Raw genomic sequence first — 25,719 nt, 5'->3', positions numbered from 1 at the left:
GGGCCCACCCAGAGGGCTCAGCCGCGTGCGGCGTGGCGAACGAACGACGTCCAGCCGTCGCGCCCGACCGCGAGGTGAGGTCGGGCCACGTCCTTGGAGTCCCGTACGCAGATGGCCTGTTCGGTGGCGGCGACCTCTACGCAGTCGTCGCCCTGGGTGCCGCTGTAGCTGGACTTGAACCAGGCGAGTTCCGTCGTCCTCATAGCTCTCCTCGGAGTCGCTCCAACAGACCCCGCGAGTCTTTGGGGTTCAGGGCCTGCGAGCGCAGTGTGTCATAGCACTGATAGAGGAGGCTCACCTCTTTTGCGTCGCTGATCAGGCGCCCGTTCTGCTGCCCTTCCGAGTACGCGAGCCGCCGACGCTCCGGAGTCTCCAGAAGGCGCATGGGGCCATCGAGACACGCGTGGAACTCCGCGTCCAGCGGCATAATCTGGAGCGTCACGTTGCGCGGGGCAGTAAGTTCCAGCACGTGGTCGAGCAAGCCCCGCGTCACCTCGGTTCCGCCGAGCCGCCGCCGGAAGATGTGCTCCTCCACGATGAAGCTGAACGGGACGTTCGGCCTCTCACTCAGCAGCTTCTGTCGCTCCAGTCGAGCGATGACCTGAGCCTCCAACTGGTCGTCCGAGAACGGCGGGATGCCGTTGTCGAACACGGCACGCGCGTACTCCTCCGACTGCAACAACCCCGGCACCAGCCTGCATTCATACGTGCACAGGCTCACCGCCACCTTCTCCAGCCGGGCCCACCGCCGGAACCACGCCGCCAGCCCCGCCTCGCCCCGCGTCAGGAACCTCGCCGCCTTCCGCAGCGCCCCCGTGTTGCCCAGCACCTCCTCCGCGCTCTCCACGAAGGACTGGTCCGGCATCCGGCGACCCAGCTCGATCGACTCGACCGTGTGTTTGGAGAACCGGACCACGCCCCCGAAGTCGGCCCTGCTGTACCCCGCGTGTTCCCGCAGGGCCTGGACGACGGCCCCGAAGGTGCGCAGGCTGTCCGAGGGGTCGGGCTCCCGGTGCACCTCGCCGTCCGTCAGGTCGTCGCCGTCCGTACTCTCCACGCCGTCCGTACTGACCGTCATGCGCGGCCACCTCCCAAAGTGGGTACGCGTACCTTTCGACACGATCAACTTACCCAGAGTGACGACGAGATGGCCGTACTTCGCACAGAAAGTGCCCGTACGGCGACGCAGCGTACGGACCTCGCCCCTGGAACGCACCCCCGCGCGCCCGTCACGGTTGCCCCATGAATACCCCCACACCCCAAATCTCCCTTTCCGCACACACTTTCGCCCAGCTGCTGTCGTCCTCGCGACGCGGCGCCCGCCTCGCCCGGCTGCTCGCCGTCGAGCAACTGCGCACCTGGGAGGTGTCACCCGTGGTCACCGAGCGTGTGGAGCAGATCGTCGCCGAACTCGCCGCCAACGCGGCGCTCCACGGCCGCGTGCAGGGGCGCGACTTCCGGCTCGCCCTCGCGCTCCACGCGGCGACCGGCACCGTACGCGTCTCGGTCACCGACGCACGCGGCGAGCAGCCTCCGCTGCTGCGCGGGGCGATCGGCACACCGGACGACAGCGAGTCGGGCCGAGGCCTGCTGCTGGTCGCGGCCCTCGCCGACCGCTGGGGTGTGGCCCCGTATCCGCCGAGCGGCAAGACCGTATGGGCGAAGGTGAGCCCACCGTCCTCCTGAAGCATCCATCCCCCAGGCCGGTTCGGTTGCCGACTCCCCTGTCGCGAGGCTCCGTTTCGCACGGCTGAAAGTCGGCACCCGATCTCACTCCAGGTGTAACCTCCGTTACCTTCGGAGAGATTGAGGGACGACCGTGATGACTCGGGGCTGGGAAGCCGATCCCTCTTCGCCGCTGGTGCGCCGCCTGGGAAAATCTCCCGCCGAACTCGGGACCACGGGCGGCGAACAGGGCTGCCCGGACGTCTGGGAACTGGAGAACGGTGACATCGCCATAGTGGGCCGTGACCTCACCGATTCCTACCTGACCCGCCTTCCCCCGGGACTTGCCGTCGCTCCGGACGAGCGGATCGTGGTCATCCCCCGCAGGACGGCCGTCGCGGCGAAGGCGGACATCCCTGATGCGTAGCCCGCAGGCCGACGGCCCCGGTCGGCGTCTCGCACTGGATGACTACATGGAGGACTTCGACCGCTATTTCTGGCGTTCCGGCCCCGAGGGGTTCTGGAAGCTCGAACGCCGGCAAAGCTTTCAGGAGCCCGGGGTGGAGAGCTGGGAGGCGTTCCACCGTGGGGACTGGGAGGAGTCCCTGGCGCTGCTTGAGGGACAGCGGGGCCATTACGAGGAGTACTTCGGCCGCATCGCCGGACACGGCTTCACCGTCCACCGTGTCCGCTGCGTGGAGGAGCCCCTCTCCCCGTACCTCCAGTGGGAACTCCATCTGCTGCACCTGAAGGCCCAGTGCGGGGAGGACACGAGGGTCCTCGGACGGGACGGAATCCGCCGGTACGAGGAGCGGCGCACGCTGCCGGAGCTCGTCGTGCTCGGTCCCTGGGTGATGTACGAGGTGCTCTACGACGACGAGGGAAAACTCGCCGGCGGCGTCCGCTTCGACGATCCGCGCGCCGTCTCCGAGTGCCGACAGGCGATCCAGGAAATGCACCGGTCCGGTGAGCCGTTGGCCGACTTCTTCAGCGGTCACGTCGCCCCGTTGCCGCCGCCGAAGCCGGCCGAGGAGCGGATCTGAAGTGACGTCGTGGAACGCGGCGGAATGCGGCCGGAACGTCCGAGGCCGGGGTGTGAGAGGTTCCGTCGAACGCCGGTCGCGAGTCAAAGGCGAGGTATGCGCGTCCTCCTGATTTCCTACTCCGCGCAGGGTTTTGCCCTGCTGCGCGGCGTCTGCGAGCGGGCCGGGCACGTGCCCGTCGCCTTTCTGCACGCACGGTCACTGCGGCCGGGCGGGCCGACACGGAGCGGTGCGGCCGATGTCGTGGGCGAGATCGTCGATGCGCTGCCGGACGGGATGGATCTGCTGATCCCCGGCCGGAAGAACATGCTGCCGCACATCATCGAGGGGTACGGGGCCGATCTCATCGTCTGCTACGGCTTCCCCTGGAAGCTGCCGCCGTCGGTCCTTCGGTCGACGCGTCTGGGCGCGATCAATGTGCACACGTCCATGCTGCCGAAATACCGAGGTCCGCTTCCGGTCAACTGGGCCATCAGGAACGGCGACAAGGAGATCGGCGTCAGCATCCACTGGATGGAGAGCGCGTTCGACACCGGCGGAATTCTGGCCCAGGAGGCGGGGATCGCGCTGGGCGACGATGTCGTTCCCCGGTCGCTGTGGGAAGAGGTCGACCGATGCATCGAGCGGCTTCTGCCTCTCGCGCTCTCGCGGGCCGTCACCGGGTCCCCCGGTACACCGCAGCAGGAAGAGGCCGCCACGTACGCGGGTTGGATGGAACCCGAGTTCTCGCGGATCGACTGGAGCAACGGCAGAGAAGAGATCCACAACCAGGTGCGCGCCTTCAGGTTCGGCAGTTCGGGACGGTCCGGCCCGGTCGCCACCGTGGACGACCGTCGGCTCCGGGTTCTGCGCACGTCGCTGGATCCGGCGGACGGCGTCGAGGTGATGTGCGCAGACGGGCCCGTGTGGCTCACGGAGACCGTACCGGTGGCTGACCCCGCCGTCCTGAACTGACAGCGGGCCGCCGCCCATCAGCTCGGGGCGGGTGGCGTCGCCTCCGCCAGGGAGCGCCGGTATCGCGCGAGCTTCTCCCGGATCACCGTCGTCCAGGGGTGCTCCGGACCCAGTACCCGCTCGCGCCATTCCCTGACGGCCTCCGCCTGATCGATCGCCTCCCGGTACTCGCCGACCGCGTGCAGGATGTTGCTGAGCAGGCTTCGTGCCGCCAGCGTGATGGGGTAGTCCGTTCCAAAGCGGTGTTCGTGCGCCGCCAGCGCACGGCGGGCCGACGTCAGCGCCTCGGCGTGCTGTCCGGTGCTGAACAGCGCTCCCGCGCAGTTGAGATCGGCCGACAGGGTGATCGGGTGGTCCGCACCGAGCTCACGGCGGCAGTCGGCGACCAGGTCCGGTCCTGCCGATACCTCGCGGTCCACTTCCGGTCCGGGAGGCAGTTCGAGCAGACACGCCCTCGCCTCCAGCGTGAGCGGATGCCACGGGCCCAGCAGTGCGGCTCGCCCGGTCGCCGCCCGGTGCATCAGCCGTACCGCTTCGCCCGGCCGGTCGAGCCAGGTCAGCGGGCGGGACAGATGGAGGCAGGTGGTCAGGGTGTCCGGTGCCTCGGGACCGCAGACCCGTTCGAGGTCGTCGAGCAGCTCGCGGTGGAGACACGCCGCTTCTTCGAGGCGCCCCAGACGATCGGTGGCCTTCCCGATCCGCTGCCGCAGGCGCAGCACCAGGACGTGATCGTCGCCCAGTCGCCGTCGTACGAGATCCGTCGCCTGTTCGGCCGCGGCCAGCGCGGAGGCGTAGTCGCCGGATCGATGCTGCGCCGTCACCAGACGCAGGGCGCAGGTGGCCGCGGACTCGGCGGTGCCGACCGTGATCTCGGGCCAGGTGATCACGCGGCGGAGCAAGGCCATGACATGGGGGGCGAGGACGGTGAGTCGGCTGTCGCGCAGGCCGCGTTCCGGAGACGCGGGGAGCGAGCGCAGCAGAATTCCGGCCGCCACGGCGGCGAGTCCGTCGCGTTCACCGGCCGGGGTGACGCGCGCGACGCTGTCGAGCAGTACCCCGTGCGTGCGCAGGCAGCGGATGTCGCCGGGAAGGAGTTCGGTGAGCGAGCGGTCGAGCAGTCCCCGAAGCGCCAGTTCCACCCGGTCGGCGGCCAGGGGCAGGTCGATCCGGGCATCGCCCAGCAGCGACAGGGGCAGCGGATCGTTCGACCAGCAGGCCAGCAGACGGAGCAGGGTGACGGCCTCGGGCAGGTTCTGCCGCACCAGGGAGTTCAGCGAGAGCTGCCAGGTTCCGCTGACCAGATGGCGCGAGTCGTTGTCCGCGTCCGTGGCGCCCCGGTCGATGAGTTCGATGGGATCAGGACGTTCCTCCAGACGACGCCCGTACTCCTCCATGGTCCAGGGAGCGATCACCTGGTGGGCCAGGAACCCGCCGGCCAGGGTGAGGGCGAGCGGCAGGCGGCCGAGGCGGTCGGCGATGGCGGCGGCGTCCTCGGCGGAACCCGTTCCGGGGGCCAGATCGCACAGGACCTGGGCCGCCTCCTCACGCGGCAGGACACCTACATGCAGCAGCTCGGCGGCGGGCCACCAGTGACCGGCGGCCTGCCGTGTGGTCACGAGGACGGTTCCGCGCGGGCTGGTGCGCAGCCACCCGCCGTCCCGCAGCACCGCCGGGTCGTCGGCGTTGTCCAGGACGAGCAGCCATGGCCGGTCGGACCGGTCGAGGTGGTCCCAGACCAGGTCGGCGGCGGCGCGCAGGCCGTTGCGCGCGGCCATCAGCTCACCGTCCAGAGCACCGCGGTCGGCGGCCACCGCGAGCATCCCGGCCCGCAGGGATGCCTGGTCGGAGGCGTTGACCCACAGGCCCACGCGTCCGCGTTCCCCGGTGGCATGGTCGAAGAGCGCGCACGCCACGGCCGTCTTGCCGCATCCTCCCAGGCCGTGCAGGACGAACACGGTGTTTCCGGCGCCCTCGGTCACCGCCTCCTTCAGGCGTCCGATCAGCTCGTCGCGATCCCGGAGGATGGCCGGTGCCCGGCCGACGGGGGGACGCCGCACCGAGTCCGGGCCGGTCCAGGCGGCGCCGTGATGGTGATGTTCGACGATGTGCTGGTCGCCGGAGGCCTGGTAGACGCGCCCCTGGTCACTGGCCCGGCCGTCGTTGCGGCCGGTCACGGCTGGTCGATGCTGAGGTCGCGGCCGGCCTGGTAGACGCGTGAGTCGCCGGAGGCGGTCGCGTGTTGGGTGACGTTCGTGGTGGCGAGTGCGCCAGGGGCGAACTCGGTCAGCAGGGAGCGCAGTTCCGCCACCAGCTCGGGGTGGGCGACGAGGAGACGGCGGACGCGGCCCCGCCACTCCGCCGCGATCTCCCGCTCGGCTTCCTCGTCACCGTCGGCCCGCGCGTCCAGGAGATCCCGGCGCGAGGTGTCGAGTTGGACGGCGACGTGCTCCTCGTTCTCCGGCCGGACACGTCGCCACAGTGCGAGCACCCCGTTCCGTACACCGTTCCACGCGTCGGTCGCCAGCAGTGACGCGATCGTCGTCCCGGCGGTGCCGGCTAACAGGGTGATCTCCGCGTCCATCCTTCGCCCTCTCTCGATCCGGCCCAGGCTACAACTCCTGGGAGCCGTGCGGTGTGGGCGCGCTCGCTCGGGCGAACGTGGGCACCTCGCGGACAAGGCGCCCCGCCCCAGGGGGACGATCAGGCGATCAGCGCGCCCAGCTCCTCGCCCTCGTCGTCCAGTGCGAGGCCCCCGATGTCGGCCTGCTGCCCGTCCACGTGTCCCTGCCGGTATCCGCTGCCGGTGAAGCGCGTACGGCGCGTCTTGCCGACCTTCGGGTAGTGGGAGGCGACTTCGGCCTTGACCTCGGTGGTCCGGTCGGCGAGGACCAGGGCCACGCTCCGCCCCCGCACGGCGGATTCCGTCGCGGCGGCCTCGGCGCGGTCGCGTTCGCTCTCCTCCCGGGCCGCGCGTTCGGCCTCGCCGATCCGCAGGGCCACGGCCCGGATGAAGCCGAGCATCCAGGAACGCTTGTAGGCGCGCGGCAGCTCCCCCGGCGGCCGATGGCGCGTGCCCGCGCGGTCGGCGCCTTGCAGCATCTGCAGGCGCAGGCTCGTGTACAGGACGTCCACGGAATGCAGGTCCGAGGTGAAGCCGAACAGATGAACCCGGCCCTTGTTCGCCTTGCCGCCGGGATAGATAGGCTGGCAGCGCATCGCGAAGGCGATGGCGGACAGGAGCCGCTTGCACTCGCGCGCCCAAGGGGCGACGACGTCGACCACCCGGTCCGCCGGCTTTTCGCGGGTGGCGGGGTCGTCGCCACGGAGCATGGCCTGTTCGATGCCGTACTTGGCCATGAGGGCCGTCGCCTTCTGCAGGAAGGCCTCCGCCTCGGCCTGGGTGGCCGCCGGATCCTCGGCCTGCCTGAGCATGGCCTTCACCTTGGCCAGTACGTCGGCGGGGAGCCGGGCGGGCTTGGGCGGCGCGGGTTCGGGCCGCGCGGGCGTCTCAGGGCTGTCCGGGCCGTTCGTCGTGGAGGTACGGTCCGACGGCTGCTCCTGTTCGTCCGTCTCGTCCCAGCGTTCCTCGTCGCCCGCTTCGGGGTCCGGCCGGCCCGTGGGCCCTTCGGACACGATCGCGTCCGCCAGGTCGTCGACGTTCGGTACCAGTGTCCGCAGGGCGTGCAGCGCGCCCGAGGACCATGCCTCGGCGTCGGCCTCCCGGATCCCGGCCCGCAGCGACCGGAGCGGTACGAAGGTGCCGTCCGCACCCCGGGTCATGAACTCCAGGCGCGCGTGGCCGAGTTCGGTGAGGGCCAGGAGTTCACAGAGGTCGGTGGCGCTGCGCCGGGAGTAGCGCGGCTCGATACCGGGCTCGGGGTACCAGTCGTCCGGTCCGGCCTGTTCGTTCCCTCCGTGCGGACCCAGCTCGTCGAACAGGCTTCCCTGAAACGCCACCGTGACATCGGCGTCCACGCGGATCGCGGAGGACGGGGCCCCGCCGGAGAGGGCCAGTGCGGCTGCCCGTTCCTGGGGGGAGGTGACGATGTGGTACCAGACCGGTACGGAGCCGCGCATGGCGTGCCAGGTGAGCTGCCCCCTGGCACAGCGCTCCGCGGCCTCTTCCGCGATACCGGTGTCCAGCGCGCCGTCCGTCCAGGCGCTTGCCGCGGGGGGCACGACACAGTCGAGGAATTCGGTCAGGTACTCGTTCCGGTCGCGGCAGTCGCGGGACGTGGCCGTGCGGAACAGAGTCCGCTCACCGGCCGGGAGCGAGCGGATCAGCGGATCGAGGACATCGTCGGCGTAGCTCCCGGAGTACTCGCGCAGCTCGGTCAGGAAGCCTTCCGTCGTCTGCGTCGCACCGCGCGCGTGCTTGTCACACCATTCTTCCAACTCTTCGACGTAGAGCTGCTGTTCGGCGATGAACGCGAGGTGTCCCGCACCCTGAAGGGCATCCTCGTACACGGCGAGGGAGTCCTCGATCGCCTCGGCGGTGCCGGGCCGCGACAGCACCGCCCGTGCGAGCAGACTCAGGGGTTCCGCGGCCTCGTCGTCCAGATGATCCGTCAAGGACGGGAGCGACAGACCGTTCTCGTACCGTGCCCGCCCGGCGAGCGAGAGGACGGCCGTATCCGCGACCCGGACACCCCAACGGGACACCAGCTCGTCGTCGGCCCGGCCCTGCCCGGCGGCTTCCGCCCGGTCGCGCCTCCAGAGTGCGAGGACGATTTCCTCCCACGCCCGTGCGTTCCACGATCGCAGCGCCGGGTCCTCGGTCGCCACGAGGGCGGAACGCAGCCCGCGCACCTCGCCGGCCAGGTCGTGGCGATGGGCGCCCGGGACCAGCAGCTCCAGCCACGTGACGCTCTCCGCCACAGGCTGGACGCGTGCCTCGTCGGCCGCGACGCGGCACAGGACCACGGCGCTCACCAGCCGCCGATCGCCCAGGTCACCGGGGATCAACGCATGCAGCTCCGGGCCGAAGTCGCTCAGCACCTCGCTCAACTCGGTGACCCTCGCCCGCAGCCACGCGTCCCGGGCCGAGCCGAAGCCCTCGACCGAGACCCGCGTATCGGCTGTGCTGTGCTCCGCCATGACGTCCACGCCCTCCCCATGAGCCCCACCGCGCCGAGGGACCCCGTCCGCACCCGCGATCAAAACGAGTTCAACATCCTAGGGGTGCGCCGGAACGACCGGCACGCCGTTGTCAGCGCGAGCATCTACTGTTGTGAGGATCTTCTGTCGAGGGGAGCGGGGACCATGGTCGACGAGCGTGTGGTGTACCCGGAGTTCCGGCTCCGGCTGCCGAACGGCGGTCCGGTCGCCGTCGGGCAGCAGACCCATGAGATGGGGACCAACGGCAGCCGGAAGTTCGTCGTCGGCCCGGGGCAGCCGGTACGGCCCGAGGTGGTGCCGTCGTTCCCCACGCGGGTGGCTTCCGCCCACCGGTTGCGCGAGGAGCTGATCCGGCAGGGCCGGATCGTACCGTCCACGACATGGCCGAGCTGGCTGGAGACCGCCGACACCATCACGTTCGGCTCCTCCTCCGAGGCGGCGGCGGTGCTGACCGGCCGCAGTTCCAACGGCTGGCTCGACTGGAAGACCCCGGACAACCGTCCCCTGGGGGAATTCATGCCCGGTCTGTGGATGGGCTCCAACCGCCCCTGGCTGATCCGCGGCTCGAACGTCACGGGGCTCGACCTGGTCCAGCGCCTCTGGCTTCCCGAGGGCCGGGTCTCGCTCGCCGCCTCCCGGCTCCGGCAGGGTGTGCGGCAGGGCACCAGCAAGGACGAGCTGCGCACCCTCGTCCAGGAGGACTACGACTCGACGGCCACGTACAGCCAGAAGCAGCAGCTCGTCGAAGAACTGCACGCGTTCCTCTCGCGCATGAGGCCCGGCGACACCGTGTGCACCATCTCCGGCGGGCGGCTGTTCGTCGGTGAGATCAGCGGCGAGGCGGAGCAGACGGAGTCCGAGGACCGGCGGTCCAACCTGCGCCGGCCGGTGGACTGGCAGCCGACCGGACATCCGTACGACGACCTGCCGGAGGAGCTTCAGCAGAGGCTGTCGATCCAGCACGACGTCGTCGACCTCGCCGCGGTCCAGGATCTGATCGCGGGGCTGGGCCTGAGCGACGAGGAACTGGCCGAGGAGGCCGAGGCCATAGAGCGCGACCCGAGCGTGGAGATTCCCGCGCTGGTCGCCCGCCGCGAGCCGGAGCTGCCGGACCCCACGGACGAACTCGCCGCCGAGCTGCTGGTACACGAAACCGAGTGGCTGCGCGAGGTGCGCGACCTGCTCGCGGACGAACGGCAGTTGGTGCTGTACGGGCCGCCGGGGACCGGCAAGACGTATCTGGCGCTGAAGCTCGCCGAGTTCCTGGGCGGCGGACCCGAACAGGTGAAGCTCGTCCAGTTCCATCCCAGTTACGCGTACGAGGACTTCGTCGAGGGCTTCCGGCCGAAGGAGGACCCGGACACGAAGGAGGTCGCCTTCCGGATGAACGCCGGCCCCCTGCGTGAGCTGGCCGACCTCGCGGGCCGCGAGGGCAACCGGCACATCCCGCACTTCCTGATCATCGACGAGATCAACCGCGCCAATCTGGCCAAGGTCTTCGGCGAGCTGTACTTCCTCCTCGAATACCGGAACAAGTCCGTCCAGCTCCCTTACTCCGGGGACGACTTCGCGCTGCCGCCCAACCTGTTCGTGATCGGCACGATGAACACCGCCGACCGCTCGATCGCGCTCGTGGACGCGGCGATGCGCCGCCGTTTCGCCTTCGTGGAGCTGTCGCCGCGTACGGAGCCGACGAGCGGGCTGCTGCGCCGCTGGCTGGCCCGGGAGGGCAAGGACGCCGAGCTCGCCGATCTGCTGGACGTGCTCAACTCCCGCATCGACGAGGCGGACTTCCGCATCGGGCCCTCGTACCTGATGAAGAAGGGCGTCCACCGGGAGGGCGGCCTGGAGCGGACCTGGCGGACGAAGATCCTTCCTCTGCTGGAGGAACACCACTACGGGGAAGGCGTGGACATCGAGAAGCGGTACGGGCTGGCGGCGCTGCGGGAGTCGCGGGCATGAGTGCCGGCGGCGCACCCGTGCCGGCGGTCGATTCCGTCCATCTCGTCGAACACGCGGCGGCCGTCTCCGTGCCGCTGGCGGACACCATCGGCCGGGCCCTCGCCGCCGGGCGCATCGTGGACGCGGCCCCGGACCCGTACCTGCCGGGCCGATGGTCGCTGCGGGCCGGGAGCAGAGTCGGGGCGGTGGCCGTCTCCACCCCGGACGGTGGCGAGCCGGTCACCGTCCGCATCACACCGAAGGTGCCCATAGCCCGGCTCTTCTTCCTGCTCGGTCACAGCCTCGACCCGAAGGGTCCCTGGCGTGACGGGCTGGTTTCGGTGGCCGAGCACCGCGAGGTACTGCCCGCGCTCGCCCACGCCGTGGAACGGCAGATGGACCGTGCCCTGCGACAGGGGTTGCTGCAGGGGTACCGGGCGGCGGAGGAGACCGCCCTCGTCGTGCGCGGACGTATCCGGGAAGCCGAACAGATGCGGCGGCGCTTCAGCATGACCCTGCCGGTGGAAGTGACGTACGACGAGTTCACCACCGATATCGCCGAGAACCGCATCCTGCGGGCCGCCGTCGAGAATCTGCTGCGGCTGCCGGGCGTCCCGCGCGAGGTGCGCGGCAGACTGCTGCGCCAGCGCGCCCGGCTGGCCGACGTCACCAGGACCGTACGCGGGCAGCCGCTCCCCGACTGGGCGCCCACCCGCCTCAACTTCCGCTACCACCATGCCCTTCACCTCGCCCACGCCGTCCTGGACGGAGCCTCCGCCGAACACGCGCCCGGCGGGCTCCGCGTCGACGGGTTCCTGTTCGACATGAACAAGCTCTTCGAGGACTTCGTGACGGTGGCGCTGCGGGAGGCGTTCAGGGACACCGGTCACACCGCCCGGCTCCAGGACGCCCACCACCTCGACACGGCCGCCGCGATCCGCATGAAGCCCGACCTCGTGCTGTACGGCGTGGACGGAGCGCCGTGCGCCGTGGCGGACGCCAAGTACAAGGCGGAGAAGCGGGGCGGCTATCCGGACGCCGACCTGTACCAGATGCTGGCGTACTGCACGGCTCTCGGCCTGCGCGAGGGGCACCTCGTGTACGCGAAGGGCAACGCCTCGCACGCCGCGCATCAGGTGCGTCACGCGGGCATCCTCCTCCACCAGCACGCCCTGGACCTCGACCAGGAACCCGCCGCGCTGCTCGCGGACATCGCGGCGCTGGCCCGGCGGATGACGGACACCGGCACGCGGGCCGCGAACACCCCGCGCGTATGATCGACTGCGGAGTGTCGGAGTGTCCGTCCAGGGTGGGGAGTTCACCGCGTGCCGCAGCTCGCGTTCGCCAACAGCTTCTGGGAGAGCTACGACGTCCTGGAGAAGCCCGTCAAGGCCGGCGTGCGCAAGGCGATGCAGAAGTTCCAACTGCTCACCGTGGGCGAACTCCACGCGGACAAGGGCCTCCACCTGGAGTCCGTGCACAACGCGCGGGACAACCGCATGCGGACCATCCGCGTCAACGACTTCTGGCGCGGAGTCGTCCTCGCACCGGACGACGGCAGTGATGTGTTCCTGCTCGTCAACGTCGTACGGCACGACGACGCGTACACCTGGGCCGCCAAGCGGCTGTACACGACGAACTCCGCGACGCGGGCGCTCGAAGTCCGCAATGTGGTCGCCATCGAGCAGCTGACCCCCGCTCTGGAGAAAGCGGCAGCCGCGGCCGACTCCCTGCTCTTCGCGACGTACTCGGACACCGTGCTGCGCGAACTCGGCATCGACGAACAGGTGATGCGGGCGGTGCGGACCATCGTCGACAAGCAGCAGCTCCAGGCGTTCGAGACGCTGCTGCCGGAGGATCAGTGCGAGGTGCTCCAGTACCTCGCCGAGGGGTTCAGCCCCGACGAGGTGTACCGGGACGTCGTCGCCGTACGCCGTCCCGTCGACGCGGGACCCGACCCGGACAAGAGCCTGGCCGTCGCCCTGGCCAACACCACGAGCCGTATCACCCTGGTCACCGGCCCGCAGGAGCTGGCGGACATCCTGGAGAAGCCGTTCGCGGCCTGGCGCGTGTTCCTGCACCCTTCACAGCGCCGGGTCGCCTACCGGGTGTCGTACGGCGGACCGGTCCAGATCACGGGCGGTCCTGGCACGGGCAAGACGGTCGCGGCCCTGCACCGCGTGAAGCATCTCCTGTCGCGCTCCCCCGACACCCGGGTGCTGCTCACCACGTACACGACCGCCCTGGCCGCCTCGTTGCGCGAGAACCTGTCCCTGCTCCTGGACGGCGATGACACACTGCTCGGCCGCGTCGACGTGACCACGGTCAACGCCTACGCGCACAGTGTCGTCACCCGCCTCGACGGCAAGCCCCCCTCCCCCGTGAACGACCGGGAGGAACGGCAGCTGTGGCAGCGGGTCGTCAAGCAGCTGGGGCTGCCGTGGTCGGAGCAGTTCCTGGCTCAGGAGTACCGGCACGTCGTCCTCGCTCAGGACCTGCGCACCGCCGACGCCTACCGCACCGCCTCGCGGCGCGGTCGCGGAAGCGCGCTGCCTTCCGCCCGACGCGACCAGCTCTGGCCCGCCGTCGAACTGTTCGAGTCGACGCTACGCACCCGGAGAGCCACCACGCACCTGAAGGTGTGTGCGCGCGCCGCCGACCTCCTGGCCGGGTCGGCGCCCACCCACGATCACGTCGTGGTGGACGAGGCCCAGGACCTGCACCCCGCCCAGTGGCGCGTCCTGCGCGGTGCGGTGGCCCCCGGCAGCGACGACCTCTTCATCGCGGGCGACCCGCACCAGCGGATCTACGACTCGAAGGTCTCCCTCGGCTCCCTGGGCGTCCCGGTGGCCGGACGCACCCACCGCCTGCGCGTCAACTACCGCTCCACGGAAGAGATCCTCGTCTGGTCCACGGACATCCTCAGCCCGGTGTCCGTCGGCGACCTGGGCGGTGAGGGCAGCGACAGCCTGGCCGGTTACCGCTCCCTGCTGCACGGCCGCAGCCCCCACACGGAGAGGTACGGCTCCGAGCAGGCGGAGGTCACGGCTCTCGTCGAGCGCGTCGAGGGCTGGATCGCCCAGGGCATCCGCCCTTCGGAGATCGGCGTGTGCGCCCGTTTCAACGTTCTGCTGGACAAGGCGTACGACAGGCTGGCGGCGGCCGGGGTGCCGGTGGTCCGGGTCAGGGACAGCCCGGGGCCCGGCGTGGACGGGGTGCGGCTGGCCACCATGCACGCCATGAAGGGACTGGAGTTCCGCTGCGTCGCCGTCCTGGGAGTGACGGCAGGCGCGGTGCCGTTCGCCCGTGAGGTGACGCCCGCCACTGTGGACCCGCTGCAGCACGACTCGGATCTGCTGCGGGAGCGGTGCCTGCTGTTCGTGGCCTGCACACGGGCGCGGGAGGCGCTGTCGGTTTCGTGGAGCGGTGCCGTCAGTCCGTTCGTGCCGCAGCCGAATTGACGCAGCGACAGGCCGGCTGAGGGGACCGACGAGCTGACAGCAGCTCAACTCTCCGGCTTGAGGGCCCCGTTGCCGAGACCGTCCCTCCCCAGACCGGCCACCTCCCGGCTCAGCTCCGCCACCCTGCGCGACCGCTCCTCGAACTCCTGGAGCGCACGGAAGGCGGCCCCGTACCGGCGCTGTCCGGTGATGTCCATCTGGGGGATGCGGGCGCCTTTTCCGTCGAAGCGGAAGGTACCGCTGGTGCTCGTGGAGCGCCGGGTGTTGGCCGCGCCGCGCAGGAAGCCCTGGAGGTAGTCGGTGTCGAGCTGCTCGCTGACCGAGACCGGTTCCGGATCTCCGTACTCGACGAGCCCGGCGCGGGCCAGATCAGCGACGCTGACGGCAGGTCCGTCCAGGGAACTGGGGCCCTCACCGGCGGCCAACACCGGCAGCAGCTCCGCCAGCAGCCGCACCTGCTCGGTCAACTCGCTGCGCAGGGCCTGGTATTCGACCGCGTAGTCGCGATGCGGCTCCGCCACGTGGCGGCCGGGTGTGAGGTCCACGGAGTCGTCGAGCAGATCGATCAGCGCAACCTCCGCCAGCCGGCCGGGGTCCGGTTCCAGGGGGCCGTCGGGATCGTCCGCCGTCAGATCGGCCATCCGGACGACGGTGACGGCATCGTCCGGGGTCCGCGGGCGGCGCAGGTGCCACAGGTGGACCGGGAGCGCGTGCGAGGCCGCGGTACCGGACGGCAGGGCGGTCACCTGTGTAAGGGCACCCCGCCGCACGAGCTCGGCGCGGATGCGGCGGCCCGCCTTGCGGTAGGCGACCGAGGCGGGCATGACCATGAGAACGCGACCGCCGGGCGCGGTGTGCGCGTAGGCGTGCTGCAACCAGGCAAGTTCGCCTTCCGCGCGCGACGGGATGCCGAACTCCCAGCGCGAGTCGAGCAGCAGGTCCTCCCGCCCCCAGTCGGGCTCACCCACCGGCGGATCGCAGACGACCAGATCGGCCCTCAGCTCCGCCCAGCGGTCGTCGCGCAGCGAGTCTCCGGTGGCGACGTCCACACCGGTACGTCCGGTGAGGCCGGCCCGCAGCTGCGCGAACCGGGCACTACGGGCGTCGGACTCCTGCCCCCGACGCGTGGGCCCGCGCTCGGGGCCGACGGCCAGGAGCAGCGTGCCGATACCGCAGGCCGGGTCGAAGAGAGTCGCGTCGGACGGCACCTCACCGGCGAAGTGGCGCACGGCACGGACGATGCGCGGCGAGGTGACATGGTCCGATCCGGCCCGCCGTACAGAGTCCGTGAAGCGCTCCGCGAGGGCACTCACCACCTCGGCCGGGCCGCTGCTCCCCGCCAGCTCCAGCGCGAGCCGGACCACGTCGGCCGGAAGCCCCGCGGGTGTCCGCCTCTCGGCGAGGAGGCGGGCGACATCCGCGAGCCCTTCGAGCATGTCGTCACCGTAGACTCCGCGCAGCGCCTGCCACAGCCGCACGTCCACCGAGACGTCGTGGCCCTTGCGCTGCCCGTCCAGCCAGGCCTGAACCTCGGTCAGGTCGAACAGCGGACTGCTGACACCGCCACCGGCCGGCGCGGGGAAGTCGTCGTAGCGCCGCCGCCAGTTCGAAACGGCGGCACGGGTGACGCCCGCCAGCCGGGCGATCTCGGAGCCGGTGACCAGCGGGCCGACCGGTGGGGCGGGGGTGTCCGTCATACCGGCAACCGTACACAAGCTCGATCGCGTCATCAACGCATGCATTCGTGGACGGCGTCAACACGCATTCAGTCACCCGACCGTGTACCAAGCTGTCGGCAGCCCGCCTGTTCCTGGGGCGATTCCTCGAAGAGAAGCAGTTGCTCGTCCTCGTCGCCGCGTTCCCGCGCCTCGGGTTCCTCCTCCAGTCCGGGCGCCGGGTACTTCGCCGGATCCGGATCCGCGACCGGAGCCATGTCGTCGCCCGCCGAAGCCTCCTGCTGCCCGCGCGTCGGCAGCACATACTGCTGGCCGAGGCCGGCCAGGTGGAGAGGCAGCGGCAGGGCGAGCGCCTCGGGGTAGTCCGGCGGCTGACGCAACAGGTGGGCCGTGAGAGCCAGGGCCTGGGGGTCGTCGCCGTCCTCCTCGTGACAGCCGAGGACGGCGACTTCGAGGAGGGTGGGCATCCAGCCGACCTCACCCGTGTCGATGGTCGGCTGTCCCTTGCGCTTGCCCATCCGGATAGGGCGCGGGGCCAGCTTGTCCGCCTCGACGGCCGAGCTCTTGAACTGCACCGGCTTGGGAGTCGTGGAGTAGAAGACCCTGCCCGAGCCGTCGCCCTCGGGCAGCCACAGGTGGGAGGGCATTCCGTTGGGCCCTTCTTTCGGGTTGACACCCCACCACTGGGGGGTCTCGCGGTTCGTCGACGACCGCACGCGCAGCAGTCGCAGATCGGCGTCCAGACGGCGCGCTTCGGCGTGCCCGTCGCGGAGCCGGTCCGGGACCGTACGGCCGTCCTGGAGCCAGGTCCAGTGCGATCGGGCGTTCTGCGCGTCCACGAACAGCAGCGTCGGCTCCCGGCGCAGCGAGGCCCGTACCTTCTGCAGCCACTCCTCGGCCACGCGTCGCTGCTCCTCGCGGTCCGCGCGCCAGCTACGCCGCTTCCCTCCGGCCTGCTGCGCGTCCTCGGCCCCGCGCGGTGCAGGGACGAGAGGCCGGACCTCGGCCAGCCGCGTCAGCTTCAACAGCATCGCCGGATACGGCACCCAGGCGCCGGCGCCGTCGTCCGCGTCCGGGTCCCACCCCTGCACCCGGGCCAGGCCACTGCCCTGGGCGTGCGGGGTGACCAGCACCGCCACCGGGACATCGGCTGCCCAACGGGTGCGGGTGGTGCGGTTCTTGCGGACCATCCACACGGCCGCGTACCGCATCCCCTCGGGAAGGCCCTCCGCCAGACCGTGCTCGGGGTGGACGCGTGCGCCGAGCTGGCGCAGGCCGTCGTCCCAGGCCATCAGGGCACGATGGTGCTGGTTGCCGACCGTGTTGTAGCCCTTGACCTGCTGGGGGACAGCCATGAACTGGGTCACGAAGCCGGCGTCCGCGCAGCCGAGGCGGAGAGCGAACTTGGGATCGTGGTCACGGCTCGCGAAGTCCTCGGGACGGTCGATCTCCACGAGCGCCAGAGCCGGCGTCCCGCCGGTGCGGTCCCGGCGCAGCCACTCGGCGGTTTCGCTTCGGCGCGCGTGCACAGCCGCCGTGACGACGTCCCTGGTGCGCCGGACTCCCTCCGGGATGACCAGACCGCCGGTGAGGGCGACAGCCTCGTCGGCACTGTCGACACCGTCCCGGACAGGTCGGCAGCAGCGCAGCCGTACCGTGATTTCGGAGGCCTGCCACTCCAGCACGACCGGGTTCTCCGGGGTGGCGTCCCGGTGGGCGTCCTCGGTGGCTGTGCCGCCGTCGCCCTTGAGGCCGAGCCGCTCGACGAGTGCCGCGACGGCCGTCGAGCGCATCTCGGCGGTCTGCCACAGCAGCCGGGCCTCCAACACCGGGAGGCCGTCGGACGGGTCACCGAGGGCGGCGACGGCATGGGCGACAGCGGCCCGGCGCTCGGCCGTCCGCCGCGCCGCCTCCTGCTCCTTCTCCTCCTTCTTGACGCTCCCGGGCGGGGCGTTGAGGGGTTTCGCACCGGCGAGCGCGGTGTGCGTGAGCCGGGGGGCGGGGCGAAGCTGCTCGGGGATGGCCTGCTGGGCCCACTCGGTGAGCTGGGAACACTGGTTCGGCATCAGGCCGGCCTTCACCGCGTGGGAGCCCATGGCCGTGCGGTACACGATCCCTGCGCGGGCGTCACGCCGCAGCCAGCCCTCAGGGTCGGTGAGGATCGCTTCCACGTCCGGGAACGGCTCGCCGAAGGCGATGTCCGCCAGCAGCCGCGCGGGGCCACCGTCCGCCCAGCCGTCCTCGAAGGCTTCCCTCTCCTTGTCGAAGCGCCGCTCCATCTGCGCGACGGCGAAGCGCTCGCTGAGCGGGACGCCGGGCAGGACGGGGACGCGCGGGCGCAGCAGGACGGTCGTGCGGCTGCCGTACGGCAGATGCAGACGGGCGGACTTGACGCCGACGCGGGTCGCCCAGCGCCGGATCGACCAGTGCAGATGGAAGCGAGGCAGCGGATCGAACGGCACCGTGTGCAGGGTGATGTTGAGGACCACCGAGAACCACCAGGTGCCCGCGGGCTTGCCCGGCTCGTACGGCAGCGGCTGCGAAACGAGCTCGGCGCCCTTGTCCCTGGGGCCGCGGGGCATCGCCCGGAAGCGCAGGGACCCCGCGTCGTGCGGGTAGGGGCCGAGGCCGAGGATCCGCCGGGCCAGCCAGTCCGTGGTGAGCGTGAACTGGTAGGCCTGCGGTGCCGCGGTGCCGCCCCTGGTGAGGCCTCCCGTGAGGAGTTCCCGACGCGCCGGTTCCCATGCGGGCGGGTGCGCGGCGAGCTGGGCGCGGACGCTCTGGAGCAGTTCGCGGTGCTCGCGTTCGGGACGGAGTTCGCCGAGCCAGCGGTTCAGCAACGGGGTGAGGACATTCCGCGGCAACGGGTCGGGGACGTCCTCGGCGACGTACAGCCAGCGGGCCGGCTCGTCGCCCCGGTCGTGGAACGGCCGGGGCATCACCAGCACGTCCGGGGCGAACGCCTGGAGGACCTGTTCCAGGCGGCGGGTCGGCACGGTGCGCCAGGGATCGGCGTCCGGGTCGCGCCCGGCGTTGCAGAGGGTGAGGATCGCTTCCCGCCACTGCTCCGGGAAGGGCAGGACCCGGTAGTGGGCGAGGGTGGAAGCCTCCCGGCTCACGGGGGTCCAGGAAGCGGTCCGGGCATGGCGGTAGGTGGCGGCGGGCATGGTGAACTCCTGAACGTCGGCGGCGTACGCGCTGGTCTCGGCGGCGTACGCGCTGGTCTCAGCGGCGTACGTGATGGTCGAGGGTGCGCAGGGCATCGTGGAACGGCTCGTACAAGAGCCGGGCGACCACGGGATCGGCGGGGTCCTGGAACGTGGACGGGTCCGCCGTCGGCGAGAAATAGGGGGCGAGAGCGGTGCCCAGCGTTTTGAGCAGGCCGTCGGCGGCGGGCAGGGCCGTATCGGCGGTCGCGGGGGCGAGGGCGTGGGCGAGCTTGGGCGAGAAGGCGGCATCGACGAAGACCACCCGGGCGGGCACACCACCGCGGACCAGGCGGCCGATGACCTGCCACATGGTGACCAGCTGATCCCAGGCGAAGGCCCGCTTCTCCCATGGGGCCAGGCGGGAGTAGATGTAGCGGCGCTTCAGCAGGCGCCGCCACTCCTGACGGCCCTCCGTACGCAGGTTGCGGCCCGCCTGGTCGAGGTCGTGTGCCCGGGCCACCAGTTCGCCGAAGGTGGACGGACCTTCGCGCAGGTCGTCGCGGCGCTGGTCGCGCACGAAGCGGCATACCCAGTCGTTGATGGCGTAGATCGCCAGGGTGAGGTCGTCGGGGCGAGGGTGCGGCCGGGCGAGGAACAGTGCAGTGCCGAAGGCCGCGGTGGACCGCGCGTTGAGAATGTTGTGGCCGCGTTCCACCGCCATGAGCGGCGCGACCAGCACCTCTGCCGTCGGGTCCTCCGCGAACATGGCGAGATCTCCCCGGCGCAGGGTGGCCGCGTAGGACATGTCCGTACCGTCGAGCGCCAGGTCGAGGTCGGCGGCGTCGGGGACGAGCACGCGGACGCCGTCCTGCCAGCGGTCCTCACGGCGGAGGGTGTCGGCGACGGCGTACGCCTCCTTGTAGCTGCCCACCAGCAGGATGGCGCGTCGACGGTAGTCGTCGGCGACCTTGGCGAGTTCGAGGTCGAGCGGGCTGGAGGATCCGCCGGGTCCGAGGCGGCCGAGCCTGGCGGCCATGGCGCGGGCCTGGTCGATACGGGTCTTGGGATGCGTCCCGGACAGGAACATCGGCTTGCCGTTGTCCGCGTCGTAGAGGAAGTGGGTACTGAAGGTGGTGCGGCTCACCGCGTCCAGGGACTTCTGGGACGGCTTGAGGACGACCCCGACGGGCGCGAGGACATGGGCACGGGTGGATTCACCGGCCCAGCTCGTTCCGGACATCAGCACCACGTGCGGACCCGGACGATTGGTTGCCGGATCCGCGCCGAGGGTGGCGAGGGAGAGCAGCAGCTCGCGTCCGACACCCGCGCAGCGGAAGAAGCGCAGGGTGCCGCTGGTCCGTCCGTCCTCGTCGCGCTCCCGTTCGTCACGCAGGTACTGGAAGCCGAGGACGTTGCCCATGGGCGCTTCGGGAATGACGGGGGCGTAGTCCAGCGGGGCCCGGCGGGCGAGTTCCTTGCCCTGGCCGTCGAGGCGCAGGGCCGCCTCCACCTGGGGCCACAGGAAGGTCAGGCGGTCCAGGCGCTGGTGCAGCGCGGACAGCAGCAGGGTGAACTCCAGCCTGCGGCAGGTGAGGTCGTACCACTTGGTGTCACCGTCCCCCGGCAGGCCGGGAATGCCGTCGAGGAGGTCGAGCAGGAGTGCGTCCACCCGCTCCCGGCTGCGGGGCGGGGACTGGGTGTGCAGCAGGTCGTGGACCGTTGCGACCATGGCGTCGGTGAGCGTTCCGTGCGGGCCCCGGCCGCCCAGCGGGTCGTCGCGGAAGGTGTCCAGGAGGCGGGTCAGTTCGGTGCGGCGCGGGTTCTCGTGGACCGGGGACTCCGGTTCGGGGTCCTCGTCGCCATCGTCGTCGTATCCTTCGTACAGATCACGCTCGTCGGCCACACCGTCGGGGGCTTCGGCTCCGGCGGGCCGGTAGGCGTCCGGGCCCGGAAGTTCCCCGAACCAGTCGGCGAGCAGCTTCTCCTGAAGCGCCCAAGGGCTGAAGTACTCGGTGTCCACCCATTCGCACAGGTCCTCGTCGGAGATCAGCATCCGGTAGAGGCGGTCCGTGGCGACCGTGACGACGGCCAGCGCGGCGTTCCACCGCTCCACGTCGCGGTCGGTCAGCGGCAGCCGCCCGTACCGCGACAGCTCCTCGATCTTGTGGGTGTGGAGCTGGTCCAGCCAGGACTCGACGTCGGGCCGCACCAGCGTCGCGGACGGGGCGAACAGGTCATCGAGCCGCATCTGGACGGCGTCGGCCTCGTCGACGAAGACGATGTCGCTGCGGGTACAGGCAAGTTCGAGATGCCGCAGCCGCTCGTCGTTGAGGTGCGCGGGCACGGCGCTCTGGACGAGGCTGGCCGGGTTGGCGACCCAGATCAGGGCGTCGACCTGGCTGCGGGCGGCGCGATGGCGCGGGCACTCGGCCCAGATCGGGCAACCGTGCGAGGTGCCCTTCAGTTCGTCCTCGGGGCGCGGCCCCGGTTCCCTGGCCTCACGGGCCGCCGGGTCCCATACGCCGGGCAGACCCTCCGTGGGCTCCGGGGCCGCCGCCTTGCTCTTCTCGGGGTACAGAGCGGTGCAGGGCGCGTCGGCGTAGCGCAGCGGCTCGGCCGCCTCGGTGCCTCGCAGGGCGTCCACCACGCACACGGTGCTCAACTCGTCGAAACCATAAGCGTCGTGATCGAGGAGGTTGTCGAGGCCCCGCGAGGCGAGCCTCCGGTGGAGACGCTCCACATGGGTCTGACGGGCCGTCGGGCCGAGCACGGGTACGGCGGGCAGTTCGAGTTGGGTGAACAGCTCGCACAGGCGGAGCTGTTCGGCCACGTCACCCACGACGAGCGTGGTCCTCAGGCCCTTACGAGCCGCCCGGACCGCGACGAGCGTCATCAGGGTGCTCTTGCCCGCGCCGACCATGCCGACCAGATGCAGCAGCCCGTCGAGGCGAAGTGTGTCTCCGTCCGTGAAACCGCGGCCGTCGGCGTCACGCGGGGCGATCCGCAGCTCGGCCAGACGAGCGGCCCAGCGCCCAGGCCGTTCGACACCGGTCTCCCGCTCCATGTCGTCCATCCACCGTGCGGTGTCGTCGAGTTCGGCGCGGGTGATGTTCAGCGGTTTCGAGCCGCCGGGGCGGGCCGCCGCGAGGTCGTGGCCGGGCGGGCGCTCGAAGAGAAGCCCCTCGGGGATGGTGACGGACGTAGTGCGGCGCCGCTCACGGAAGTTACTGCGCCCGGCCGGGGCCAGGGACAACGGGCGGCGAGCGAAATCAGGCAGCGCCGCCAAGGCGTCGCCGTACACCGCGATACGGCCGGCGGCGACGGTGGGCCGCAGCGGACGCGGCGGCTCGCCGGATCCGGGCGACGGTACGTCGTAGGCACGCAGCCGCTCCGGAACCCGGCGATAGACGTCGAGCACCTGCTGCCAGGCGCGGCCCCGGCGCAACGTCCACAGCAGATGGCGGGCCGCGGCGAGCATGGTGTCGTGCTCCGGGGTGCGTGCCAGGCCCGCCGCCTTGGCGAAGGGGTAGCCGCCGAGCAGCGTGTAGGCGCCCTCCGCGGGCTCGTCCGGGGCGAGGCGTTCCATGAGCCGCAGGGCCAGTTCGGCCTGACACACCTGGACGGGCTTCACGCCGTCCAGCTCCGACGGCAACCCGCTCCAGACGCGGGCCAGTTCACGGCTCACCGGCTTGTGCCAGCTCTCCCTGTCACGCATCGTCGGTGTCTCCTTTCCGTGCGTGCAGACGGGCACCTGCCCGCGCGACGAGTTCGGCGTCGGTGAGCAGGGACACGTCCCGGGCCCGTGCGGGCCGTGCTCGTTCGAAGGCGGCGACGTAGCCGGGGCGGGCCAGAGTGCGGTGCTTCGGCACGGCCCAGAACGCCTCGTCGTACGGCGGGTCGTGCGGGACGGGCCGGGCCGAGCGGCCCAGGAAGACGGGATGCGCCCAGTCCTTGACGTCGACGGCCCAGCGGTGGCCGTCGGGGAATCTCACCAGCAGGTCGTACGCGTCGTAGCCGGGCCACATGCGTACGTCGAGGCCGAGCGCGATGAGATCGCGTTCGAGATCGGCCTCCGCGCGTCCCGGACCGGTGACGAACTGCCGCAGCGGGCGCTCCAGTTGGCAGAGCCCACCGGCGGTCTCCCTGAGGATGCGGCGCCCGGCCGGAGCCGGTCCCTGCCGTCTGCACCGGTCCCGCTCACACCACCAATCGCCTTCCGGGGAGGGGGAGAGCAGGGTGAGACAGCGCTCGCAGCAGGTGTAGGCGCCGTCGTAGAGGTAGGAGTCGGGGACCGACCGGTAGATCTGCCGGATCAGGCCTCGGACGGGTTCGAACACCATGTCCCCGTCCAGTTCGTGCATCTCGAAAAGAGTGAGGACCGGTCGGCGCACCAGCAGGCCGCGGAAGGCTGTGTACGCCTCCTCGTCGCCGTACTCCCGGCACATGCGCAGCGCGGCCCGTACGATCTGCCGGTCCCGGAACTCCACCGCCGCGTCCGGGGTACGCCAGGCCCACTCGTGACACAGCTCGGTGGGGCGCCCGGACTCCTCGTCCAGCAACCGGTCCTCGGGGCCGATCGCGTCGAGGGGCAGGCCGAGCGGCCACTCGGAGAGCGCAAGGGTGCGACAGCGGTCGACGAGTTCGGTGAGCCCGGCGGGGGGTTGTTCCCCGCCCAGCAGACAGGAAAGCACTGTCCGGTCCAGGGCGCGCTGCGCCTCGGGCGGATAGGGCAAGGTGAAGGAGTCCAGGCCGGTGGTGGCCTCCAGGACGATGAGCGCGCCGGCGAGGGTCCGCAGCAGGGGAACGCCGTCGTGGGCGGCCCATTCTTCGGCGGGCAGCGGGACGGCGTCGTCGAGGGTCATCGGAGAGCTCCCCCAGGGGTGTGGAGGGCGCCGTCACCGCGTGGGTTCCGGGCCGAGGTGCACCAGCGGCGGGCCTCGCAGTCGGCGCAGTCGACGTCGCGGGCGGGGGCCGCGGTGTACCTCTCGTCGGCCGCCCACCCGGCGGCGAGTTCCGTGATGACGCGTCGGGACTGGTCGAGCGTGACGGCGTCGAAGGGGTCGATCTCCTCCAGATGCGCGCCGTCCTGGCGCAGCACCTCCAGCTCGATGCGGGAACGGCGCGGGTCGCCGCCCAGCGCTCCGGACGCCATAAGGAGCACGGCGAGGGCGAGTTGGGGGTAGGTCCGCACGAGTTCACGCCGCTCGCCGAACCGGTGCGCGGCCGTCTTCGTCTCGCGTACGACCGTGCCGCCCCGGTCGGTGTGTACGAGGTCGCAGTCGGCGATGACGACTACGTCGGCGTCGGCGTCGTACACGGCGATCCGCCGCTGCGGCTGGACGGTTTCGTCCGCCGCCAGTCCGTCGAGAGGGCAGCGGCCCCGGTGATGGCGGATCATGGCGAGGGCGGCGGGCAGTTCCTCGGCGGACAGGCCGGGCAGGGCCTCGGGGAGTGGCACATACCGACAGGGCGTGCCGGTCCCGCCGCCATGACGCTCGTTCAGCCATGCGTCCACAGCCCGCCCCCGGCGGATCGCCGCGTTCTCGGTGCGGCCGTCCCTGAGCTTCAGTACGCGCGTGAGGTAGTAGCGGGCGGGGCAGTCCCGGTAAGCCCTCAGGTCGGAGACGGACACGCTGCGCCGCTTACGGGGGCGGAACGGGGCGGGCGCGCCCAGCAGTCCGGGCACACGTGGAACGGCCGGGCAGCCACTGAGGGCTTCGCAGCGGACGCAGTCCTGGCCCGGGCGTAACTCACGGCCGTCGGCAGCGCGCGACATCAGCGGCTTGGCGTGCTCACCGAACTGACGCCTGGCCTCCGCCGCATCCCAGTCGGCCAGCACCTGGGTGCTGCCGTCACCGAGTCCCACGCCGACGACCCGGACCCGCTGCGGCAGCACTCCGTGCCGGTCGGGCAGTTGTGCTCGTTCGCCGTACGGAAGGTCAGCCGGGATGCCGCCCGCTGCCACGTAAGCGGCGGCAGCGATCTCCGGCAGTGGCCGGTCGCGCTTGACGGAGCCCATGGACGGAATCCAGATCTCCCGCGAGGAGCCGTCCTCACTGGCGTACTGCCGTCCCCATGCGGTGCGTTCGTACCGATCGGCACCGCGGCCGTCCTGTTCGCGCAGCTGGTCCACCCCGACCCACTGCTTCTGCACAGGACGAGTGGCGGGCCGCCCGGCAGCCACGCGAACGCTCTGTTCACGGGCCCGGGCGGCGAGATACGTACCCGCCGCCTCCACGGCCCAGCGCACGTGCGCCTCGGAGCAGCGCCGCGTGTTCCCGGGGATCGCCGCGGCCTCGGCGAGGCTCCTGCCGTGATGCTCCACGGAGTCGACGAGGTTGCCCCAGGGAGCGAAGGGAAAGTCCTCAACCGGTTTGCGACGGCTGCGATCGGGCTGCTGCGTCAGCAGCGGCCTGGCGCGCAGCGCACGCCCGGCGGGGCAGGCGTCCGGCTCCTGACGCAGCAGCGGCAGGCCGATCCGGATCAGTTGATCGTCACCATCCACCTGGGGCGGCTTCCGAAACGCACTCATGAGTGACGCCTCCTTACGGCTCGGCCGAGCGGGACCATTCCAGCATGGAGGTAGAGTGTGAACACAGTCAAGCGATATGAATCCGCTTGGCGCGTTTCCACTACGCTGTGTGCGACCGATCACGGAAAGACACAGGAGGGGGTAGAGGCATGAAGCGTGGGCAGGTAATCGCCGAGAGAT

At 71.1% G+C, this 25,719-nt stretch carries 17 protein-coding genes; 7 read left to right on the top strand and 10 right to left on the bottom strand.

What is annotated here, in order from left to right; all coding sequences use genetic code 11:
• Positions 1-17: 17 nt before the first annotated feature.
• Both ACIBJC_RS13565 and ACIBJC_RS13560 read right to left on the bottom strand, forming a co-directional pair.
• Positions 18-203, bottom strand: a complete 186-nt coding sequence (locus ACIBJC_RS13565) for a DUF397 domain-containing protein (protein ID WP_399291689.1) — start codon at positions 201-203, stop codon at positions 18-20.
• Positions 200-1,078, bottom strand: a complete 879-nt coding sequence (locus ACIBJC_RS13560; RefSeq protein WP_399291687.1) for a helix-turn-helix domain-containing protein — start codon at positions 1,076-1,078, stop codon at positions 200-202. Before ACIBJC_RS13560 ends, ACIBJC_RS13565 begins: the two co-directional genes overlap by 4 nt.
• Before the next feature lie 164 nt (positions 1,079-1,242).
• On the opposite strand from ACIBJC_RS13560, the gene ACIBJC_RS13555 reads away from it, so the two are divergent.
• The 4 genes from ACIBJC_RS13555 to ACIBJC_RS13540 all read left to right on the top strand — a co-directional run bounded on the left by ACIBJC_RS13555 (position 1,243) and on the right by ACIBJC_RS13540 (position 3,662).
• Complete coding sequence (locus ACIBJC_RS13555; RefSeq protein ID WP_399291686.1) at positions 1,243-1,686, top strand: ATP-binding protein; 444 nt, start codon at positions 1,243-1,245, stop codon at positions 1,684-1,686.
• 136 nt (positions 1,687-1,822) lie between these two features.
• Positions 1,823-2,092 (top strand): hypothetical protein, encoded by a 270-nt coding sequence (locus tag ACIBJC_RS13550; RefSeq protein WP_399291684.1) that lies wholly within the window; start codon positions 1,823-1,825, stop codon positions 2,090-2,092.
• The gene (locus ACIBJC_RS13545) at positions 2,085-2,708 is read left to right on the top strand and encodes a DUF6879 family protein (protein WP_399291683.1); all 624 of its coding nucleotides are present in this window, start codon (positions 2,085-2,087) and stop codon (positions 2,706-2,708) included. Before ACIBJC_RS13550 ends, ACIBJC_RS13545 begins: the two co-directional genes overlap by 8 nt.
• Before the next feature lie 96 nt (positions 2,709-2,804).
• The gene (locus ACIBJC_RS13540) at positions 2,805-3,662 is read left to right on the top strand and encodes a methionyl-tRNA formyltransferase (RefSeq protein WP_399291681.1); all 858 of its coding nucleotides are present in this window, start codon (positions 2,805-2,807) and stop codon (positions 3,660-3,662) included.
• A gap of 17 nt (positions 3,663-3,679) precedes the next feature.
• Here ACIBJC_RS13540 and ACIBJC_RS13535 read toward each other — a convergent pair whose 3' ends face one another.
• The 3 genes from ACIBJC_RS13535 to ACIBJC_RS13525 form a co-directional block, all read right to left on the bottom strand.
• Positions 3,680-5,836, bottom strand: a complete 2,157-nt coding sequence (locus tag ACIBJC_RS13535; protein WP_399291679.1) for a tetratricopeptide repeat protein — start codon at positions 5,834-5,836, stop codon at positions 3,680-3,682.
• A complete protein-coding gene (locus tag ACIBJC_RS13530; RefSeq protein ID WP_399291677.1) occupies positions 5,833-6,243 on the bottom strand; it encodes a hypothetical protein in 411 nt (136 codons plus the stop codon). Before ACIBJC_RS13530 ends, ACIBJC_RS13535 begins: the two co-directional genes overlap by 4 nt.
• Before the next feature lie 119 nt (positions 6,244-6,362).
• A complete protein-coding gene (locus ACIBJC_RS13525) occupies positions 6,363-8,759 on the bottom strand; it encodes a DUF2786 domain-containing protein (protein ID WP_399291675.1) in 2,397 nt (798 codons plus the stop codon).
• 165 nt (positions 8,760-8,924) lie between these two features.
• Here ACIBJC_RS13525 and ACIBJC_RS13520 point away from each other — a divergent pair, with 165 nt between their 5' ends.
• The 3 genes from ACIBJC_RS13520 to ACIBJC_RS13510 are packed head-to-tail and all read left to right on the top strand — an operon-like array spanning position 8,925 to position 14,182.
• Positions 8,925-10,742 carry a DUF4357 domain-containing protein gene (locus ACIBJC_RS13520; protein ID WP_399291673.1) on the top strand — a complete coding sequence of 606 codons (1,818 nt, stop codon included), beginning with the start codon at positions 8,925-8,927 and terminating at the stop codon, positions 10,740-10,742.
• Entirely contained in the window at positions 10,739-11,998 is a 1,260-nt protein-coding gene (locus ACIBJC_RS13515; RefSeq protein ID WP_399291671.1) for an McrC family protein, read from the top strand. Before ACIBJC_RS13520 ends, ACIBJC_RS13515 begins: the two co-directional genes overlap by 4 nt.
• Positions 11,999-12,046: 48 nt before the next feature.
• Complete coding sequence (locus ACIBJC_RS13510; RefSeq protein WP_399291669.1) at positions 12,047-14,182, top strand: UvrD-helicase domain-containing protein; 2,136 nt, start codon at positions 12,047-12,049, stop codon at positions 14,180-14,182.
• 44 nt (positions 14,183-14,226) lie between these two features.
• Here the strand turns inward: ACIBJC_RS13510 and ACIBJC_RS13505 are convergent, their stop codons facing one another.
• From ACIBJC_RS13505 to ACIBJC_RS13485, 5 genes are all read right to left on the bottom strand, one after another.
• On the bottom strand, positions 14,227-15,879 hold the full coding sequence (locus tag ACIBJC_RS13505) for an N-6 DNA methylase (protein ID WP_399291667.1): 1,653 nt from the start codon (positions 15,877-15,879) through the stop codon (positions 14,227-14,229).
• A 68-nt stretch (positions 15,880-15,947) separates the two neighbouring features.
• The gene (locus ACIBJC_RS13500) at positions 15,948-19,121 is read right to left on the bottom strand and encodes a pPIWI_RE module domain-containing protein (protein WP_399291665.1); all 3,174 of its coding nucleotides are present in this window, start codon (positions 19,119-19,121) and stop codon (positions 15,948-15,950) included.
• Positions 19,084-22,722, bottom strand: a complete 3,639-nt coding sequence (locus tag ACIBJC_RS13495; protein WP_399291663.1) for a hypothetical protein — start codon at positions 22,720-22,722, stop codon at positions 19,084-19,086. The genes ACIBJC_RS13500 and ACIBJC_RS13495 overlap by 38 nt, the downstream gene beginning before the upstream one ends.
• The gene (locus ACIBJC_RS13490; RefSeq protein WP_399291662.1) at positions 22,715-23,869 is read right to left on the bottom strand and encodes a hypothetical protein; all 1,155 of its coding nucleotides are present in this window, start codon (positions 23,867-23,869) and stop codon (positions 22,715-22,717) included. Before ACIBJC_RS13490 ends, ACIBJC_RS13495 begins: the two co-directional genes overlap by 8 nt.
• A complete protein-coding gene (locus ACIBJC_RS13485) occupies positions 23,866-25,539 on the bottom strand; it encodes a PD-(D/E)XK nuclease family protein (RefSeq protein WP_399291660.1) in 1,674 nt (557 codons plus the stop codon). Before ACIBJC_RS13485 ends, ACIBJC_RS13490 begins: the two co-directional genes overlap by 4 nt.
• Positions 25,540-25,719: the final 180 nt, after the last annotated feature.

This window comes from Streptomyces sp. NPDC050509 (genome assembly GCF_044457965.1).
In the GTDB taxonomy this organism is placed as follows: Bacteria; Actinomycetota; Actinomycetes; order Streptomycetales; family Streptomycetaceae; genus Streptomyces.
This window is presented reverse-complemented; position numbering and strand designations above follow the sequence as displayed.